Source organism: Streptomyces sp. WAC00040 (genome assembly GCF_056835925.1).
On sequence record NZ_JAKQZE010000002.1, the window covers coordinates 845689 to 861587 of the forward strand.

Below are 15899 nucleotides of genomic sequence, written 5' to 3' on the forward strand. Positions count from 1 at the left end.
GAGCGCCCGTTGTCCGTGCCGGGTGGGAAGATCACCGGCATGACACCGTTGCGTCTCACCGACATAGAGCGAGCCGTTCGCAGCAGCTGGAGTGCCGACACGTGCACGCCGGAGTTCCGATCACGCTGGACCACCGACAACCCGGCCCGGGACCAGTGCGGTGTGACCGCGATGGTGCTCAATGACCTGATGGGAGGCGAGCTGATCAGAGGGGAGGTCCACGTCGACGGAGAGCGCGTGGACTACCACTGGTGGAACCGCCTCGGCATGGGCATCGAGATCGACCTGACACGGGAGCAGTTCCGGCCGGAGGAGATCGTCACCGGCGGAGTCGTCGTTCCCCGCCCGCCCGTCACCGAGTGGCGGCGGCTCCGAGAGGAGTACGAACTCCTCCGTGATCGTGTCATGGACAAGCTCAAAGAGCAGCAGGCGAGCCTGTAGGCGACACATCGGGACGGACACGTCGAGACGGTCCAGAGGGACGGCTGCCCCCGCCCGGCCGGCACCCGCGGGACGCGGCCGCCCACTATGAAGCGATGTCGGCGCGGACGCCACGGAACGCGGCGGCCGGGTCCGTGGCGCGCGTGACCGTTCGGCCCACGATGACATGGGAGGCGCCGCCGGCGACGGCCCCACGAGGGGTGTCCGGCCGGGCGTGCTCGGCCGGCGACTCGCCGGGCAACGCGACGCCCGGCGTGACGATCAGCGCACCGCTGCCCAGCGCGCTCCGCAACATCGGGACGTCCGGCGGCGAGGCGATCACACCGTGGCAGCCGGCCCTGTCCGCCAGTCGCGCCAGCCTGAGCACCTGCGCCTGCGCCGGAACGTCGATCCCGATGTCGGCGAGATCCGCATCGGTCATGCTGGTGACCACGGTCAAGGCGAGGACGCGCAGGCCGGGGAAGTCCCGGGCGGCATCGACGGCGGCCTTCATGATTCCCGTACCGCCCATGCTGTGGACGGTCACCATGGAGACCCCCAGAGCTCCCGCGGCCCGCACCGCACCCGCGACCGAGTTCGGAATCTCGAAGAGCTTGAGGTCCAGGAAGACCTCCTTGCCCTGTGCGACAAGGTGCTCGACGACGCCCGGGCCGGCCGCTGTGAGCAGTTCCAGCCCGACCTTGTAGACACGGCACTCCTCGCCCAGCCGCGCGACGATCTCGTCCGCGGCCGCACGGTTGTCGCAATCAAGGGCGACGATGATCTGACTCCTCGGTTCCACGACGTCATTGTGCCCGTCCGAAGGAACGGGCCGGCACGCGCGTCCGGCACGCTGCTGTCCATGAAGCAGGACGACCTGATGGGCGCTCAGGCGCCGCAGCGCCGCATCACGGAGCCGCAAGAGGCCCTCGCGGCGCTGGAGCGCGGCCTCCCCGGCCTGACCGGGCATCGCCGGCCCGAGCCTGCCGTGATCGATTGGGCCGTACTCGAGGGGAGCCTGGGCACCGCGCTGCCGGCGGACTGTAAGCATCTCGCGGAGCGGTACCCGACGTTCGGGCGATCGCGCCGGTGGCGAACCGGAGGGTGGCCAGGCGAGAAGGCCCCCGAAGGCGACCGGATCCCCGCTGTCGCCGCACTGCTCGCGATGCGAGGCGACCCTTCGCCGCGAACCAGGCGCGTACGGGGCTGCCCCGGAACGAGCCTGCGCCGCGAAGGTCTTCCGCGCTCCCGCGACCGTCGCGTACGCGCTCGCCCCGCCGCTCGCGCGAACCGCACGAATGCACGGCGAAGCGTTCGCTCCCAACCCTCTGCCGGGCAGGCGCCTGTCAGGTAAGTTCCCTCTGTGCACGGCGAGTCGATCTCATGATGCGCGGCTGGCAGGGGGAGGCGGGGGAGCGCCATGGGCGGGAGACTGTACGGTCAGCAGGCTCTGCAGGAAGGCTTCGTCCCCCGGCTGGTGGGACTGCACCACAAGGACGGGTACCAGGTCCCCTTCGCATACCCCAGGGGCGCGCCCGTGGTACGGATCGTCGGCGGACGGGGGAGCGGCAGGACCGCCCTGCTGGGCGCCGTCCATGACGCGTACAACGGCCGGGTGCCGCTCGCGCGGGTCGACCTCGAGGCTCCCGGCTTCGGCGAGCCCGGCGTCTCCGACGGCGACGACGACGTCCCCAACGCCTCCCGCGTCACCCACCTGCTGTATCTCCTGGCCTACAAACTCGGCCTGGAGGTAAGGCACTTCGGCAGGCCTCTGGCCTTTCCCCGGCTGTCGCTCGGCCTCCTCGTCGTCACCGCCTGGCGCCCGCTGAACAGCGACGGGACCGATCTGCGGCCGCCCGACCTGCGTCGGGCGGAGGCCGATCTGCGCACCCTCATCACCGCCGAGGACCCCGACGTACGACGCCGCAGGGAGAGCCTCGGCCGTTGGTTCGACGTCGTCACCGACAACCTCCCTCAGGTCCTGTCCGTCGTGCCCGGCCTCGACAGCATCGCCGGGATCGTCCTCGACACCGCCCGGGCGCAACTCGTCAAGAGCGAGCCGGACAAGGGCGCACTGGCCTGGTGGGGCGCACGGCTGCACCGCTCCCAGGGCTACCAGGGCGACTCGCTGCAACGGCTCTTCCAGTTCGTCCGCGGCTTCCGCAGGCTCGACGACCGCAGGCGCACCGCCGAGGAGCATCTCGTCGCCGCTCTCCTCGACGACATCGACGCCAACTACGGCACGCTGCGCCGGCTCAACAAGAAGCCCAGGCCCCTGCTGCTCCTCGACAACGCCCACACCGGCGTCGGGCGCGCCTTACTCGACCTGCTCGACACCGGGCACGGCACCCCGGGCAAGGACCCGACACGGCCCGTGGTCCTCGCCACCCTGCTCGGCAAGGGCCACGGCCACCCACCGCTGAGCGAGGTCGGCGGCGACGCCGTACCGCAGGCCCGGCCCCTGGTACTGCGCATCCCCGACATCGAACCGGCCCACATCGGCGAGATGCTCAGCCCAGTCGACTACCCCGACCATCTGCCACGCGTGGTCGCCCGTTACAGCGGCGGCCGGGCAGCGAGCGCCCGCATCCTCGCGGACGCGGCCGTACGGCGCGTCCGGGAAGCGGGCACGATACGCAGCGGCGAACTCCTCGACGAGGCCGCGCCCGCGCTCCTCGCCAAACTGCTGCCCGACCCCGTGATGCGGGAGCGCCTGGTGCTGCTGTCCGCGGCGGCCGACCCGGGTACCTGGCGCGGACTTTGGACCTTCACCCATCCCGAGGACCACTCCGACGACCTGGTCGCCGCCCGTGTCCGTGAGGCCGACGACTACCGCACGCGCTCCTTCCTCGACGGTGACCGCGCGCTGGATCTGCTGCTTCGCCACCGGCTGGCCGCCACCACCACCCACGAGCGCTGGCGCAACACCCAACTGCGCCTGCGATCCCTGTGCGACCCGCGGAGCGACACCTATCTGCACCACACGCTCGCCCTCGGCAGGGTCGAGGAGGTGGTGTGCGTCCTGCACCACCGGTTCACCGTCGCCCCGCCCGGCGCGTGGCTGACCGCGCTCAACCTGATCTGCGCCGCCCCCCATCCGCGCGAGGGCTACGAACCCCCGGCCGGCGGCCCCACGCTCTCCTGCACGGCCTGCGGCAGCGATGTCCCCGGCCCGCACCACGAAGCCGTCGCCGCCCTGGTGCCCCTGCTCTGGCGGCTCTCCGATCCGCTCACCCTCGCGCCCCGCGAGGACGAACTGACCACCGTCCGCATCGCGCTGGAGACGCTGTACGGCAACAAGGCCGCGCACGCCGCCTACCGCGAGGCGTCCGCCGCCTGGCCGGCCCGTCTGCGGGCCGGAGCACAGGCTCCCGACCTGCCCGTCCAGGAAGGTGCCGCGTCATGACGTCGTTCATCGCAAGACTGCCCGGCGGACCGCTCACCAAGGCGGCCGGACTCGTCGTCGCCCTGGCCGTGCTCGGCGCCGCCGTATGGACCGGCATCGTCGTCCTCCGGCCGGATCCCGCCTGCGGAAAGGGAGTCGAGGAACGCGGCCCCGAAGGGGCCCGGGAATGCACGGGCGTCACCGACGGCAGCTTCGTCTTCGCCGCCAACCTCAAGGAGATCAGCGCACGGATCAAGGCCGAGAACGAGCGGATCGAGGACGAACCGCACGTCTCCGTCGCCGTGATGCTGCCCATGGCGCCCACCCAGGCCTTCGAACAACAGAAGACACTCCACGAGTTACAGGGCGCGTACCTCGCGCAGTACCGCGCCAACCACGACTCCAACAGCAAGAAGCCGGCGATTCGGCTGCTGCTCGCCAACCCCGGCCGCAGCCACAGCCACTGGAAGCCCGTCGCAGAACAGCTCGGCGCCCTGTCCGAGTCCAAGGCCGACAACCTCCGGGCCGTGATCGGCTTCGACGTCTCCACCGCCACCACCCAGGCAGCCATCGCCCATCTCACCCGGGAGCGCGGCATTCCCGTCGTCGGCGGTCCCATCACCGCCGACGACTCGGGCAACAGCCCCCAGAGGCCCGACGCCTACCCGGGCCTCGCCCGGGTCGTGCCCACCACCACCGACCAGGCCAAGGCCCTGTCCCACTTCAACAAGGGCATCGACCCGAAGCACACCCTGGTCGTCGAGGACATCCGCACCGGCGACAACTACGTCGACGCGCTCAAGCGGGCCTTCGCCGAACGGACCCTCGGATCACCACGCGCACCCGAGCAGTACCGTGCCCCCGAGGAGTTCCACGAGGAGGGCACCACCGCCAACGCCTTCGACCAGATGGTCGACACCATCTGCACGTCGGCCGCCAAGGTCATCTACTTCGCCGGACGCCCTGTTCAACTACGGCAGTTCGTCAACGAACTGGGCAACCGGGGCTGCACCGATAAGAAGTACACCGTCATCACCGGCTCCGGCGCCTCCACCCTCTCCTCCGACAAGCTCCTCGACTGGGGTGCCTTCCGCAAGGGCGTGACCCTCCAATACGCCGCCGTCGCCCACCCCGACGCCTGGACCGGCCCCAGGACGCCCGCCACCGGTGGCTCGGCGGACGCCTACCGCACCCTGGCCGAGCTCGCGACAAGCAAAGAGGTCGGGAACATCGGCCCGGTGGAATTGACCGACTCGCGGACCATCACCTTCTACGACGCCGCTCTTACCGCGATCACCGCCATCCGGATGCGCGACGACGGCGACCCCGTCATCCCCACACTCGGCCGCATCAGCGACGCGTGGCTGCGGCTGCACGGCATGGGCAAGGTCGACGGCGCCGGCGGCTGGATCTGCCTGGACAACTACGGCAACCCCTACAACAAGGCGGTCTCCGTGGTGGAACTCGCGCCCGACGCCCCGGCCGCATCCGATTCGTCGGCCTCGCCTGGCCGACCGGCCGTCCCACACCGGCGGACTGCACCGCGAGCCGCACCTGACACTGCGCGGCGGCCGGGCCCCCGCGGGGCGTGTCCGGCCGCCGCGGACTCCGCTCAGCGACGCTCGCCCGCCCTTCCGACCGGGGCCGGACCGGGAACCGGGCGGGGTGCCCAGATACTCCGTCCACAGATCAGCCATGAAGGCTTCGACCTGAGGCGCGTCGAGGTGCAGACGGGCTGTCACCTGCTCGTGCACTTCCCGTTCGCCGATGCTCCCGAGACCTCCGGCCCGCCACACGTCGCCCAGTCGCCGGTTCACCGTGCCGGCCGGCAACTCCAGCCGCTGCTCCCACCGTTGGACCCATCCCGTTTCCGAAGTGATCTCCAGCACGCCACCGAGGTCGAGAATGACGCAGGTCGTTGTCAACGCGGTCCCCTCTTCGTCCTGCCCGAACCACCGAGCCCGGACACCGCTCACTCACGTGATCTCCGCACCCACTGTCGGCCTTCGCCACGCCGCCGGGTCAAGCGATCCCGGTGGCCTGTGACAGCCCTGTGGCGAGCCGCCGCCCGGTGACCAGGGCGGTGGCGGGAGGAACCTGCGCGCGGGCTTCGCCAAGGCGCTGCGGGCTCAGCCGAGGCCGGACGTCGTCGTGGTACTGACGGACTGGCAGACGCCCTGGCCGGACACCCGGCCACCGTGCCGGACGGTGGTCGGTCTGTTCCCCCGGCATTCCGCCGCGTCATGGGACGAGAGCAACCCCGACCACGTGCCCGACTCGCCGCCCGCCTGGGCGCGAGTCGTCGTCATCGGCTCGGCTTCCGCCGGTTCCGTGGGCGGTTGACGGAGCCGCCGGCGCGCGCCCGGCGCGTGCGACGGGAGACCGACCGGGGCTAGCCGGCCGCCTCGCCGGTCCCTGACGGCATACGTACAGCCAGGACGGCCATGTCGTCGTGCCCCTCGCCGGGGTGGTTGTCGACGAGGGTACGTACGAGATCGTCCAGCGTCAGGCCGGGGCAGTCCCGGGCCAGCTCGGCGAGCCGGTCGAGGCCTGTGTCGATCGCATGGCCCGGATGTTCGACGAGCCCGTCGGTGAACAGCACCAGGGTGCTGCCCGCGGGCAGCGTCCGGAGGTGGTCGGGGCGGTGTTGCCGCGGGTCGACGCCCAAGGGCAGTCCCGGCTCCGCGAGCAGGTACTCGGGCCGGCCGTCGGGGTGCAGCAGCAGGGGAGCGACATGGCCGGCCGAACTCCAGTGCAGCCTGTACCCGTCGTCCCGCGTCTCGATGCGCGCCAGGCAGGCGGTCGTGAGCGGGAGGTCGGTGATGGCTTCGAGGGTCTCGTCCAGCTGTCTGAAGATCTCGCTCGGCGGTGTGCGGCGGTCGTACAGCAGGGCGCGAAGCATGTTACGGGTCTGGGCCATGGCGGCGGCGGCCTGTATGTCGTGCCCGAGTACGTCTCCGATGACCGCGGCGCAGGTGTCGTCGGGCAGCATGATCGCGTCGTACCAGTCCCCGCCCAGCCGGCCCGGGTCGGCCGCGGGCCGGTAGACGGCCGCGCCCTGGAAGGGGCCGAGGTCGGGCAGCGTGGGCAGGAGCAGGCGCTGGAAGTGTTCGGCGGAGTCGCGGACACTCCCGTACGGGCGGGCGTTCTCGATCGCGATGCCCGCGGCGCCGGCGAGCGAGACGATGACGGCCTCGTCCTCGGGGTCGAACGGTCGGCCGTCGCGGCGTTCCGAAAGGTACAGGTCGCCGTAGATCTTCCCCCGGACGCTGACGGCCACCCCGAGGAGCGTGCCCATGTGGGGATGCCCCGGCGGGAAGCCGACCGATGAGGGGTGTGCGGCGATGTTCTCGACCCGCAGCGGCTCGGGATGGTGGATCAGGTGGCCGAGCACCCCGCGGCCGCGCGGGAAGTCGATCCCGGCGAGCCGTGCGCGCTCCTCGTCGGAGAGACCGGCGGTGATGAACTGCTCAAGGGAGCGGCCGGACCGGTGCAGCACGCCCAGCGCGCCGTAGCGGGCACCGACCAGTTCCATGGCGGTGGTGACGATGCGGTGCAGCACCTCCGACAGCTCCAGCTCCCGGCTGATCGAGAGCACAGCGTCCAAGAGACCCTGCATCCGGTCCCTCACGCGCGAGAACTCGCGGAGCTGCGCGGCGATCTCCTCCCCCTGGGCATCCAGCCGGCCCCGCAGCTCGCGCTCCGTCCCCGAGGCTCCCTCGCCTGCCGACATGACGGTCTTCCCTCGCTCCGTACGCCACCACCGGCCGCCGCACCGTGACCGGCAGGATTCCCTCGTCGGGCCCGTCCCTCGGGGCGGCGCCGGCGCCGATGGTCACCGACTCACCCGGTGCGCCACCTCGACCCTCGCACATCCCCGCCGGAAACCGGGGCAAGTGCGGCCGGGCGGGCCGAACTCATGGACCGCGGCGGGACGCAGTGCCATTGTGGACCCATGGCAGCAGGACGGCGGAGCCAGGCCGAACGGGACGACATCACGGTGGAGATCGGCTACGCGCTGCTCAGCGCCTGCTTCCTCGGCGGCGTGGTGTTCGCGGCGGTCGCCGGCCCTGCCGCTGTCTGGTCCTTCCCTCCGGCGGTCGAGAGGTTCTTGTCGGTCACGGGAGCTACGGTCGCCGGCGCCCTCGCGGTGATCCGTGTCGTCCATGTTCTGTGGCGACACGCGGCTCTGCGCCGCTGATTCGACCCGGCAGGCACGGAGCGGCCGCCCCTGCATCCGCCCAACGGCTCTTGACGTGCCCCTGACGTCCTGGCTCGTGGGAGCGCTCCCTCGGCCCGCTCGGCGACGGTTACCTTCACCACCGACGAGTCCGGCACCCCCGGCGCCGGCTGCGCCGTCGGGTACCGCGTCGTCAACGAGTGGCCAGGCGGCTTCCAGGACGAGATCTCCGTACGCAACACGGGCGCTGCCGCGATCAGCGGCTGGACGTTGGTGTTCCGCTTCGCGGACGGCCAGCGCGTCTCCCGCATGTGGGGCGGGACCCCGGCCCAGGACGGCGGCACGGTGAGCGTCACGCCCGCCTCCTACAACTTTGACATCGCTGCCGGCGGTTCGGTGACCGTCGGCTTCACGGCCACCAAGGGCGGCGCCAATTCCGTCCCGACCGCCTTCACGGTCGACGGCACCACGTGCGCCACCGCGTGACCTGACCGTTCGGCCACCGCCGGGTCCGGCTTCCCCGACTGCCGAGCTGAGCGAGCCCTGTTGCCGGGGGGGCGCTCAGCTTCGGGCGGGGTCCCGGACCGGTTCGGTGCTTCGTGCCACCCCGAACGGGTTGTCGATCGCATAGCGCCAGTATCCGTCCGCGCCGCGGCGGGCCACGTCGGTCGCGGTGCCCTCGATACGAACGGGGTCCCCGTCGGGCGTGATGCCGGCGATGACGAAGTCCACGATCAGCAGCGCCAGATCACCGACGACGTATGTGTGACGTGGCGCCACCCGGATCGGGACGCGCAGCCGGAGGAAGTCCCCGTTGGCACGAAGACGACCCGCCCCGGTGACCATGTGTCCGGGCGTCGGCACAAAACCGGCGCCGGGCTCGTAGAGCTGGTCGAGTACCTCTGGATCGAAGGTGTTGAAAGCTCGCTCGAAGGCGTACGGGTGCTCGGCGGCGCTGGTCGCCGGCTGCACACTGGTGGAATGCGTCATGTGGCAAGCGAACAGCCCGCGGAAACAGGTAACCAAACGGAAACCCACGCCGCGTGGGACGTGGAGCTGGTACCCGGCCCGCGCGGCCGTACCCGGCGGCCGGAGGCCGACTGCCCCGTCGAGGTCGCCCTGGCGGCGGTCTCCGGCCGCTGGACCACGCTGCTGCTGCGGGAATTGATGGGCGGCCCTCACGGCTTCATGGAGCTGCGGGCCCTGCTCCCGGAGCTGTCGGCGAAGGTGCTGACCGACCGGCTCCGAGCACTCCAGGACAGCGGCTTGGTGGAGGTGGAACGCAGGCGCGGCTTCCCCGTGCGCACACGGTATGACCTGACGGCCACCGGCCGGGCGCTGCGGCCGCTGCTCATCGAGCTGTACTCCACAGGGGAGGAACTGCTGCGCCTGAGCGGGCAGCGGACGGAGAGCGGACCGGGCCCCGGCCGACCTGCTCGTCGCACCGCGTCCGCCGCCTCTGGCGCGTACCGGTCAGGGAGTCCGCCGGCTCCGGCGTAGTGGTCCGCCTCGGGGCCGCGGCAGGCGGCAACCAAGGGTCTGCGCGACAGGCGCCGTTTCCGCAGGCGCCGTTCTTCTTCCCGGCGCCGCCGTACCGCTGATCGAACTTGGCGATCTGCCCCTGAGGGTCCACGGCGCGGGCCTTGCCCGTATGGAAGGGATGACTCTCCGAGGAGATCTCGACATCGATGACCGGATACGTCTCGCCGTCGTCCCACACGATGGTCTCGTCGCTGCGCGCGGTCGACCTGGTCAGGAACGCGTAACCGGCGGCCCGGTCACGGAAGACCACGGGACCGTAATCAGGGTGCTTGTCCTGCTGCATCGCATCTCCAGCCGTGTCGGGACGCCCCCTGTCACCGTCGCACACGAGCGCCGGGGGTGCAGTGCGACCACTGGTGCGGTGGTGAACGGGGCCCGCAGTGCCCTGCCACAATGCCGCACGGCGATGCGCCGCTCGCGACGCCGACGCCCCTATGGTGCTGGTATGAGTGCACACTTCGATGTCGTGGTTCTCGGGGCAGGTCCTGGCGGCTACACGGCGGCGGTCCGCTGCGCCCAACTCGGAATGTCGGTCGCGGTGGTGGAGGAGCGGTACTGGGGCGGCGTGTGCCTCAACGTGGGCTGCATTCCCTCGAAGGCGCTTCTGCGCAATGCCGAGTTGGCCCATCTGTTCACCCATGAGGCGAAGACCTTCGGTATCCGCGTCGAGGGCCAGGTCTCCTTCGACTACGGGGAGGCGTTCCGGCGCAGCCGGAAGGTGGCCGAGGGACGCGTCAAAGGCGTGCACTACCTGATGAAGAAGAACGGCATCACGGAGTTCGACGGGACGGGTGTCTTCACCGACGCCCACACCATGCGGGTCCGGGGCTCCGACGGGACGGAGCAGACCGTCGATTTCGATCATTGCATCCTCGCCACCGGCGCGACGACGAGACTGCTCCCGGGCACGAGCCTGAGCGAGCGGGTGGTGACGTACGAGGAGCAGATCCTCAGCGACCGGTTGCCTGGGAGCGTCATCATCGCCGGCGCGGGCGCCATCGGCGTCGAGTTCGCGTACGTGCTGCACAACTACGGCGTGCAGGTCACGCTGGTCGAGTTCATGGACCGGGTCGTCCCCCTGGAGGACGAGGAGGTCTCGGCGGAACTGGCCCGCCGCTACCGCAAGCTGGGCGTCAATGTGCTGACGTCCACGAGGGTCGAGGCGATCAACGACGAGGGCCCGCAGGTGCGGGTGCACGTGACGACGGGCGGGCAGCGTCAGGTCCTGGAAGCCGACAAGGTGCTTCAGGCCATCGGCTTCCAGCCGCGGGTGACCGGTTACGGCTTGGAGAGCACGGGCGTACGCCTGACGGATCGCGGGGCGGTCGAGGTCGACGGGCGATGCCGCACGAACGTTCCTCACATCTTCGCGATCGGCGATGTGACGGCACGGCTCATGCTCGCGCACGCGGCCGAGGCCATGGGCATGGTCGCCGCCGAGACCATCGCGGACGCGGAGACGATGGAGCTCGACTACACCATGATCCCCCGCGCCACCTACTGCCAGCCGCAGATCGCCAGCTTCGGCTGGACCGAGGCGCAGGCGCGCGAGCGCGGCTTCGACGTGCAGGTGCAGAAGTTCCCGTACACCGCCAACGGAAAGGCCCACGGACTCGGTGATCCCTCCGGCTTCGTGAAGATCCTCAGCGACGGCCGGCACGGGGAGCTGCTGGGCGCCCACCTCATCGGCCCGGAGGTCACCGAACTGCTGCCTGAACTGACCCTGGCCCAGCAGTGGGACCTGACGGTGCACGAGGTCGCCCGGAACGTGCACGCGCACCCCACACTGGGCGAGGCCGTGAAGGAAGCGGTCCACGGACTGGCCGGTCACATGATCAACATGTAGCCGGCCGTCGAGTCGGGCGTTCCGCTGGCGCCGGCGGTCCCTTCCGCGTCAGCCGCCCGTCGCGTCCGTGCTCCGTTCCGCGTCAGCCGCCCGTCGCGTCGGCGGTCCGCTCCACGCCGGCCGTCGGCGGCGCGTCGGCCTCCCAGCGCAGCAGGTCGCCCGGTTGGCAGTCGAGCGCCTCGCAGAGCGCGGCGAGTGTCGCGAAGCGCACCGCCTTGGCGCGGCCGTTCTTGAGTACCGCCAGGTTGGCGGGAGTGATCCCGACGCGTTCCGCCAACTCGCCCACGGACATCTTGCGTTTGGCGAGCATCACGTCGATGTCGACGGCGATCGGCATCAGATCACCTCGTCCAGCTCGGCCTGCATCCGGGACGCCTCGACATCGCGCGCCACGGCCTGGGCGAGCAGCATCCGCATCACGAGCACGACGAGCGCGACCCCCAGGACCGCCAGGCCGGCTCCGCCCACCAGAAGGACGATGCCGGGGGCGACGGCTTCCCCCGGCGCCAGGACGGCCCCGAACGTGAACACCAGCAGGGCGGCCGCCACGACAGCGGCGATCACTATGTCCACGTATCGGAAGGCGGCATGGGAGAACAGAGTGCCGCGCCGCACCATGGTCACCAGCCGCCAGACGCAGACCAGCACGACTTCGACCGTCACGATACCGAGGACCATGATCACCAGGACCGGGGTGCGCAGGTGTGCGACGTCCGCGTCGAGCTCCCTCATGTCGATGGCCAGCAGGGGCACCATCACCGCCTGCACGAACACCGAACCGGCGAGCAGCGCCACAATCACGGCGCGGAGCGCCAGCACTGTCAACTTTCCCATCGCTTCCCCTTCAATCGAACCGCGATGGAAATCTATCGATAATCGATAGGCGTGACAAGCTGCTCAGGCGTGTTCGGAGTCTTGCGGCTCCTGAGCGCCCCCGGTGCCCCGTCGAGCCCGGCCGGCGGTCACCTTCGCCGGGCCCGGAAAGCTGTCGATCCGACCGGCGCGGACGCCTACTGTGCCTGCATGGCACATGCGAAGACCTCGTACGTCTGCCTGCCCTGCCGCGCTTCGTACAAGCAGCACCACGGCAGTGACCGGCGGCGGATCTGCCCGCGGTGTGCGGAAGAGATGGTCCATGTGGGGTCGGCCTTCGCCACACCGCGACGGCGCGACACCGCGGCGTGGCGGACGCTCGCGGTGCTGCTGAACGCGGGCGTGCGCTTCCACATGAGTTGCTGCGGGGGGCCCGGTTACCGGCCCCGTACCCTGCGCGAGGTACAAGAGCGCACAGCGTTCGCGCAGCGATCCGGCACGACCTTCGCCGAGGCACTCGTACTGCGGGACCTGCCATGACCGGGTGCGGCAGCCTGACGCGGCTCGTGACGCCGCCGGCCGCACCCGTCGACGCCCGTGGCGACTGGACCGCCGCCGAGACCGCGCTGGGCGTTCGGCTTCCCGACGACTACAAGTGGTTGGTCGACACCTACGGACGCGGGGAGTTCTGCGATTTCCTCCACCTCCGGACACCCTTCGGTACCAGCCGCCACAACGGCATCGAGTGGCAGCGCGGTCACCTCTCCGGATCGCCCCGGGACCGAGAGTGTTACCCGTATCCGCTGCACCCCGCTCCGGGGGCGCTGCTGATCTGGGGCGCCACGATCGACGCCGACAGGCTGTGCTGGCTCACCGACGGGCCCTTCGAGGAATGGCCTGTCGTGGTCTGGGACAGGGACGGCCGCTACGAGACGCATCCCCTGGGAGCGGCCGGATTCATCGAGGGCTGGGCCGGCGGACACGTCAGCTCGCGCCTCCTTGGAGAGATGGAGCCGGACCTCGCGCCGTGGTTCAACGCCTCCCGTCGCCGCATCCATCGGTGTCTGCGCCTGTCGGAGGGCCGCTTGCCCCATCCCGAACGCCTGCGTCTCCTGCGTGAGTCGCTGGCTCCGACCACCGACCGGGGCACATGGCGGTCGCAGGCCGACGGGACGGGACAGGACCACTTCGCGACCGTCGACACCGACTGGCTGCTGACCTACGACATGTCCCATCCGCACCAGATCCGGATCGGCTTCCCGCCCGAGGACAGCGAGCAGGTCCGCCGGCGTCTCTTCGCCGCCATCGGGCTCATGGGGTGTCAGGTGCTCGAGATCACGACCGCGTACGGAACTTCCTTGCCGGAATGAGGCGCTGTCACGGCAGAGGAGCAGTTGTAAGAGCCGGCCGGGCACGGCGCGGCCGAACGCGCCGCGCCGTGCCCTCGAGCGTCCCGCCCGCGGAACGTGCCCTGACGTCCCGTGATGGGATACGCCGCATGAGCGAGTCGTCCCTGCGTGACCGTATAGAGCGGTACTACGCCACTGCCCCACTCCTGTTCGCGGAAGCCGAGGAATTCGGTCCCCTGCGCCTCTTCGTGCGAAGGGAGCCAGGCGCGCCCTATTACGGCGGCCCCGGTCATGCCCGCCCCGCCTGGGCGAACTCCGCCGTCACCGCCGCCGACATCGCCCTGGTGCGCGCCCGGCAGCGGGAGCTCGGAGTGCCGGAAGCGTTCGAGTGGCTCGCCGAGGTGACGCCCGCGCTGCGTGTACGCATCGAGGAAGCGGGACTCCCGGTCGCGGAACGCCCGCTGATGGTCCTCGATCCGCACCGCCCGCTGCCCCCGCAGCCCCTCCCCGATGGCGTCACGATCCGTGCCCTGGACGCCGACGATCCCGCTCTGCCCGCCGTACTCGCCCTCCCCGGGCTGGCCTTCGCGGCAGAGGGCACCTCGCGAGGGGAGGCCGGTCCCACGGAGTTGGCGACAGCGGCCGAAAAGCTGGCGGCCGACGACACGCCGGCAACGATCCGCCCGTCCCTTCGTGCAGGTCACAAGGCGCTGGTCGCCGCCTTCGCACCGGATGGCACCCCGCTGGCCGCCGGCCACTACCACCCGGCCGACGGCACCACCGAGATCGGTGGAATCGGCACTCTTCCCACTGCCCGCCGTCAGGGTCTCGGCGCCGCTTGCATGGCGGCCCTCGCCACTCACGCCCGGGACCACGGGGTACGCACGGTCTTCCTCGCCTACGCGGAGGAGGCGGTCGCCCGCATCTACGCCCGCCTCGGCTTCCGTGCGGCCGGTACGACCCTGTTGATCGCCAACCAGCCGGCGCGCGGGCAGTGAGGCCGGCTGTCTGAGACAGGCCCGCGGGCGGCGACTTCGCTGCCTGAGGGCCGCGCGGGCGGTGATGTCGGCCGCCCGGGAACAGGGCGCGGACCCGCAAGACGGGCATGCGCCACAGCACTCCCGGCCGGGTCGCGGAAGGCCCGGCCGGGCGTCGGGCGGTGAGTCGGAGGGCTAACGACGGCCTGTTCGACATGAAGGACAACACCATGTACGTGACCCTGTCCGCCCACCCCGACCCGGCCCAGCGGGACCAACCTCAGCGTCGGAGCCGGCTCCGACGCACGAGCAAGGCCGATGGGACGAGCTACGGCAATGTGCGGGACGGTGACATGAGCACCTACTGGTCGCCGGCCGGTTCGACCGGTTCCGTCTCGGTCAAGTGGGGCTCCGCCACCACCGTCTCGAAGATCAACATCCGGGAGGCGTCGGGCTCCGTGGGCAGCACCGGATCGTGGAGGGTCGTCAACCACGACACCGGCGTCGTACTGGCCTCCGGCAGCGGCGCGGGCGTGATCACCTTCCACCCGACGTCGCTGCAGAAGATCACCTTCGAGATCACCGGCTCGACGGGGACGCCGCGGATTGCGGAGTTCGAGACCTACGCCGGTTGACGGGGGCGCGCTGCCGTCGGCCGGTCCGGGGAGCCGGATCCGCCGGACGGCAACGTCGGCGCGCAGTCGCGGCCGGCCCGGACCCGATCGGACTGTGCCGCCTGCGTGTTCGGGGCGCACGGAAGATCGTTCGCCTTACGGTGGGCTGATGCGATCTGTTCCAAGGTGGACCCTGATCTCGTCGGGGTGCGCCCCTGTCGTCCTGGTCGGAGGCTGGACGGTAGCCGCACTGCTGCAAGGCCCTGCCTATGACCCCGCCACTCAGACGATCAGCGTTCTGGCGGCCTACGGGACCGAGGGATTCTGGGTGATGACCGGAGCGCTCCTCGCCCTGGGCGTCTGCCATCTGTTCACCGCCTGGGGACTGCGCCCGGCCGCGCTGGCCGGACGTGTGGCACTGGCCGGAGGGGGAGTGGCGGCCTTCGCGGTGGTTCTGATCCCCGCGCCGAGCAGCGGCCGATCCTTGCGGCACGGGTCGGTCGCCGCGGTGGGCTTCGCGCTCCTCGCGGTGTGGCCGGTGCTGGCCACCGATCGCGGCGGAGCCGCGCCATGGGGGCTAAGGCCCCTGCCTTCGCTCGTGGTGACCGTCCTGATGGGCGTCGGTGCGGTCTGGTTCCTCATCGAGACGAACCGCCACGGTGTCGCAGGCATCGCCGAACGCCTGGTGACGTGCATGCAGTCCGCATGGCCTTTGGTGGTCGTCGCTTCCTGCCTTCTGTATCCCGACGACGACGGACCCTCGAGATGACCGC

At 70.8% G+C, this 15899-nt stretch carries 14 protein-coding genes and 6 pseudogenes; 13 read left to right on the top strand and 7 right to left on the bottom strand.

The window, feature by feature from the left end; all coding sequences use genetic code 11:
* The first annotated feature begins 39 nt into the window (after window positions 1-39).
* Window positions 40-441 carry a YunG family protein gene (locus MDN94_RS23245; protein ID WP_482727802.1) on the top strand — a complete coding sequence of 134 codons (402 nt, stop codon included), beginning with the start codon at window positions 40-42 and terminating at the stop codon, window positions 439-441.
* Window positions 442-526: 85 nt separating this feature from the next.
* Here MDN94_RS23245 and pyrF read toward each other — a convergent pair whose 3' ends face one another.
* Window positions 527-1222, bottom strand: a complete 696-nt coding sequence (pyrF, locus tag MDN94_RS23250) for an orotidine-5'-phosphate decarboxylase (protein WP_482727803.1) — start codon at window positions 1220-1222, stop codon at window positions 527-529.
* A 618-nt stretch (window positions 1223-1840) separates the two neighbouring features.
* On the opposite strand from pyrF, the gene MDN94_RS23255 reads away from it, so the two are divergent.
* The gene (locus MDN94_RS23255; protein WP_482727804.1) at window positions 1841-3826 is read left to right on the top strand and encodes a hypothetical protein; all 1986 of its coding nucleotides are present in this window, start codon (window positions 1841-1843) and stop codon (window positions 3824-3826) included.
* Window positions 3827-4119: 293 nt separating this feature from the next.
* Window positions 4120-4809 (top strand): annotated as a pseudogene (locus MDN94_RS23260) (hypothetical protein); the annotation flags it as partial.
* 657 nt (window positions 4810-5466) lie between these two features.
* On the opposite strand, the pseudogene MDN94_RS23265 reads toward MDN94_RS23260, so the two are convergent.
* Window positions 5467-5730 (bottom strand): annotated as a pseudogene (locus MDN94_RS23265) (HAD family hydrolase); the annotation flags it as partial.
* 154 nt (window positions 5731-5884) lie between these two features.
* Between MDN94_RS23265 and MDN94_RS23270 the strand changes: the two are divergent.
* Window positions 5885-6148 (top strand): annotated as a pseudogene (locus MDN94_RS23270) (DUF2201 family putative metallopeptidase); the annotation flags it as partial.
* A gap of 49 nt (window positions 6149-6197) precedes the next feature.
* On the opposite strand, the gene MDN94_RS23275 reads toward MDN94_RS23270, so the two are convergent.
* Window positions 6198-7538 (bottom strand): PP2C family protein-serine/threonine phosphatase, encoded by a 1341-nt coding sequence (locus tag MDN94_RS23275; protein ID WP_482727805.1) that lies wholly within the window; start codon window positions 7536-7538, stop codon window positions 6198-6200.
* Between the two features lie 222 nt (window positions 7539-7760).
* On the opposite strand from MDN94_RS23275, the gene MDN94_RS23280 reads away from it, so the two are divergent.
* Window positions 7761-8006, top strand: a complete 246-nt coding sequence (locus MDN94_RS23280) for a DUF6332 family protein (protein ID WP_482727806.1) — start codon at window positions 7761-7763, stop codon at window positions 8004-8006.
* A 66-nt stretch (window positions 8007-8072) separates the two neighbouring features.
* A pseudogene (locus tag MDN94_RS23285) lies at window positions 8073-8471 on the top strand (cellulose binding domain-containing protein); the annotation flags it as partial.
* Window positions 8472-8546: 75 nt separating this feature from the next.
* Here the strand turns inward: MDN94_RS23285 and MDN94_RS23290 are convergent.
* The gene (locus MDN94_RS23290; protein ID WP_482727807.1) at window positions 8547-8975 is read right to left on the bottom strand and encodes a YybH family protein; all 429 of its coding nucleotides are present in this window, start codon (window positions 8973-8975) and stop codon (window positions 8547-8549) included.
* Between MDN94_RS23290 and MDN94_RS23295 the strand changes: the two genes are divergently transcribed.
* Entirely contained in the window at window positions 8967-9485 is a 519-nt protein-coding gene (locus MDN94_RS23295) for a winged helix-turn-helix transcriptional regulator (RefSeq protein ID WP_482727808.1), read from the top strand. The two genes, MDN94_RS23290 and MDN94_RS23295, sit on opposite strands and share 9 nt — an antisense overlap.
* Window positions 9486-9543: 58 nt before the next feature.
* Here the strand turns inward: MDN94_RS23295 and MDN94_RS23300 are convergent.
* Window positions 9544-9810: pseudogene (locus MDN94_RS23300) on the bottom strand (type B 50S ribosomal protein L31); the annotation flags it as partial.
* Between the two features lie 162 nt (window positions 9811-9972).
* On the opposite strand from MDN94_RS23300, the gene lpdA reads away from it, so the two are divergent.
* Window positions 9973-11373, top strand: a complete 1401-nt coding sequence (gene lpdA / locus MDN94_RS23305; protein WP_482727809.1) for a dihydrolipoyl dehydrogenase — start codon at window positions 9973-9975, stop codon at window positions 11371-11373.
* Between the two features lie 82 nt (window positions 11374-11455).
* On the opposite strand, the gene MDN94_RS23310 is transcribed toward lpdA, so the two are convergent.
* Window positions 11456-11710, bottom strand: coding sequence for a helix-turn-helix domain-containing protein (locus MDN94_RS23310; RefSeq protein ID WP_482727810.1), 255 nt, complete (start codon window positions 11708-11710; stop codon window positions 11456-11458).
* Window positions 11710-12207 carry a DUF2975 domain-containing protein gene (locus MDN94_RS23315; RefSeq protein ID WP_482727811.1) on the bottom strand — a complete coding sequence of 166 codons (498 nt, stop codon included), beginning with the start codon at window positions 12205-12207 and terminating at the stop codon, window positions 11710-11712. Before MDN94_RS23315 ends, MDN94_RS23310 begins: the two co-directional genes overlap by 1 nt.
* 189 nt (window positions 12208-12396) lie before the next feature.
* Between MDN94_RS23315 and MDN94_RS23320 the strand changes: the two genes are divergently transcribed.
* From MDN94_RS23320 to MDN94_RS23340, 5 genes and pseudogenes are all read left to right on the top strand, one after another.
* Window positions 12397-12726 (top strand): deoxyxylulose-5-phosphate synthase, encoded by a 330-nt coding sequence (locus MDN94_RS23320; protein WP_482727812.1) that lies wholly within the window; start codon window positions 12397-12399, stop codon window positions 12724-12726.
* Complete coding sequence (locus MDN94_RS23325) at window positions 12723-13556, top strand: SMI1/KNR4 family protein (protein ID WP_482727813.1); 834 nt, start codon at window positions 12723-12725, stop codon at window positions 13554-13556. Before MDN94_RS23320 ends, MDN94_RS23325 begins: the two co-directional genes overlap by 4 nt.
* Window positions 13557-13684: 128 nt before the next feature.
* On the top strand, window positions 13685-14533 hold the full coding sequence (locus MDN94_RS23330; RefSeq protein ID WP_482727814.1) for a GNAT family N-acetyltransferase: 849 nt from the start codon (window positions 13685-13687) through the stop codon (window positions 14531-14533).
* 219 nt (window positions 14534-14752) lie between these two features.
* Window positions 14753-15147 (top strand): annotated as a pseudogene (locus MDN94_RS23335) (pectate lyase); the annotation flags it as partial.
* Window positions 15148-15295: 148 nt separating this feature from the next.
* Window positions 15296-15895 (top strand): DUF998 domain-containing protein, encoded by a 600-nt coding sequence (locus MDN94_RS23340; RefSeq protein ID WP_482727815.1) that lies wholly within the window; start codon window positions 15296-15298, stop codon window positions 15893-15895.
* Window positions 15896-15899: the final 4 nt, after the last annotated feature.

Excerpts from the sequence above, each read along its gene's own strand:
- MDN94_RS23310 (WP_482727810.1), bottom strand. The coding sequence starts at position 11,710 with ATGCCGATCGCCGTCGACATCGACGTGATGCTCGCCAAACGCAAGATG.
- MDN94_RS23245 (WP_482727802.1), top strand. The coding sequence starts at position 40 with ATGACACCGTTGCGTCTCACCGACATAGAGCGAGCCGTTCGCAGCAGC.
- MDN94_RS23290 (WP_482727807.1), bottom strand. The coding sequence starts at position 8,975 with ATGACGCATTCCACCAGTGTGCAGCCGGCGACCAGCGCCGCCGAGCAC.
- MDN94_RS23255 (WP_482727804.1), top strand. The coding sequence starts at position 1,841 with ATGGGCGGGAGACTGTACGGTCAGCAGGCTCTGCAGGAAGGCTTCGTC.
- MDN94_RS23280 (WP_482727806.1), top strand. The coding sequence starts at position 7,761 with ATGGCAGCAGGACGGCGGAGCCAGGCCGAACGGGACGACATCACGGTG.
- MDN94_RS23325 (WP_482727813.1), top strand. The coding sequence starts at position 12,723 with ATGACCGGGTGCGGCAGCCTGACGCGGCTCGTGACGCCGCCGGCCGCA.
- MDN94_RS23320 (WP_482727812.1), top strand. The coding sequence starts at position 12,397 with ATGGCACATGCGAAGACCTCGTACGTCTGCCTGCCCTGCCGCGCTTCG.
- MDN94_RS23275 (WP_482727805.1), bottom strand. The coding sequence starts at position 7,538 with ATGTCGGCAGGCGAGGGAGCCTCGGGGACGGAGCGCGAGCTGCGGGGC.
- MDN94_RS23340 (WP_482727815.1), top strand. The coding sequence starts at position 15,296 with ATGCGATCTGTTCCAAGGTGGACCCTGATCTCGTCGGGGTGCGCCCCT.
- MDN94_RS23330 (WP_482727814.1), top strand. The coding sequence starts at position 13,685 with ATGAGCGAGTCGTCCCTGCGTGACCGTATAGAGCGGTACTACGCCACT.
- lpdA (WP_482727809.1), top strand. The coding sequence starts at position 9,973 with ATGAGTGCACACTTCGATGTCGTGGTTCTCGGGGCAGGTCCTGGCGGC.
- MDN94_RS23315 (WP_482727811.1), bottom strand. The coding sequence starts at position 12,207 with ATGGGAAAGTTGACAGTGCTGGCGCTCCGCGCCGTGATTGTGGCGCTG.
- MDN94_RS23295 (WP_482727808.1), top strand. The coding sequence starts at position 8,967 with ATGCGTCATGTGGCAAGCGAACAGCCCGCGGAAACAGGTAACCAAACG.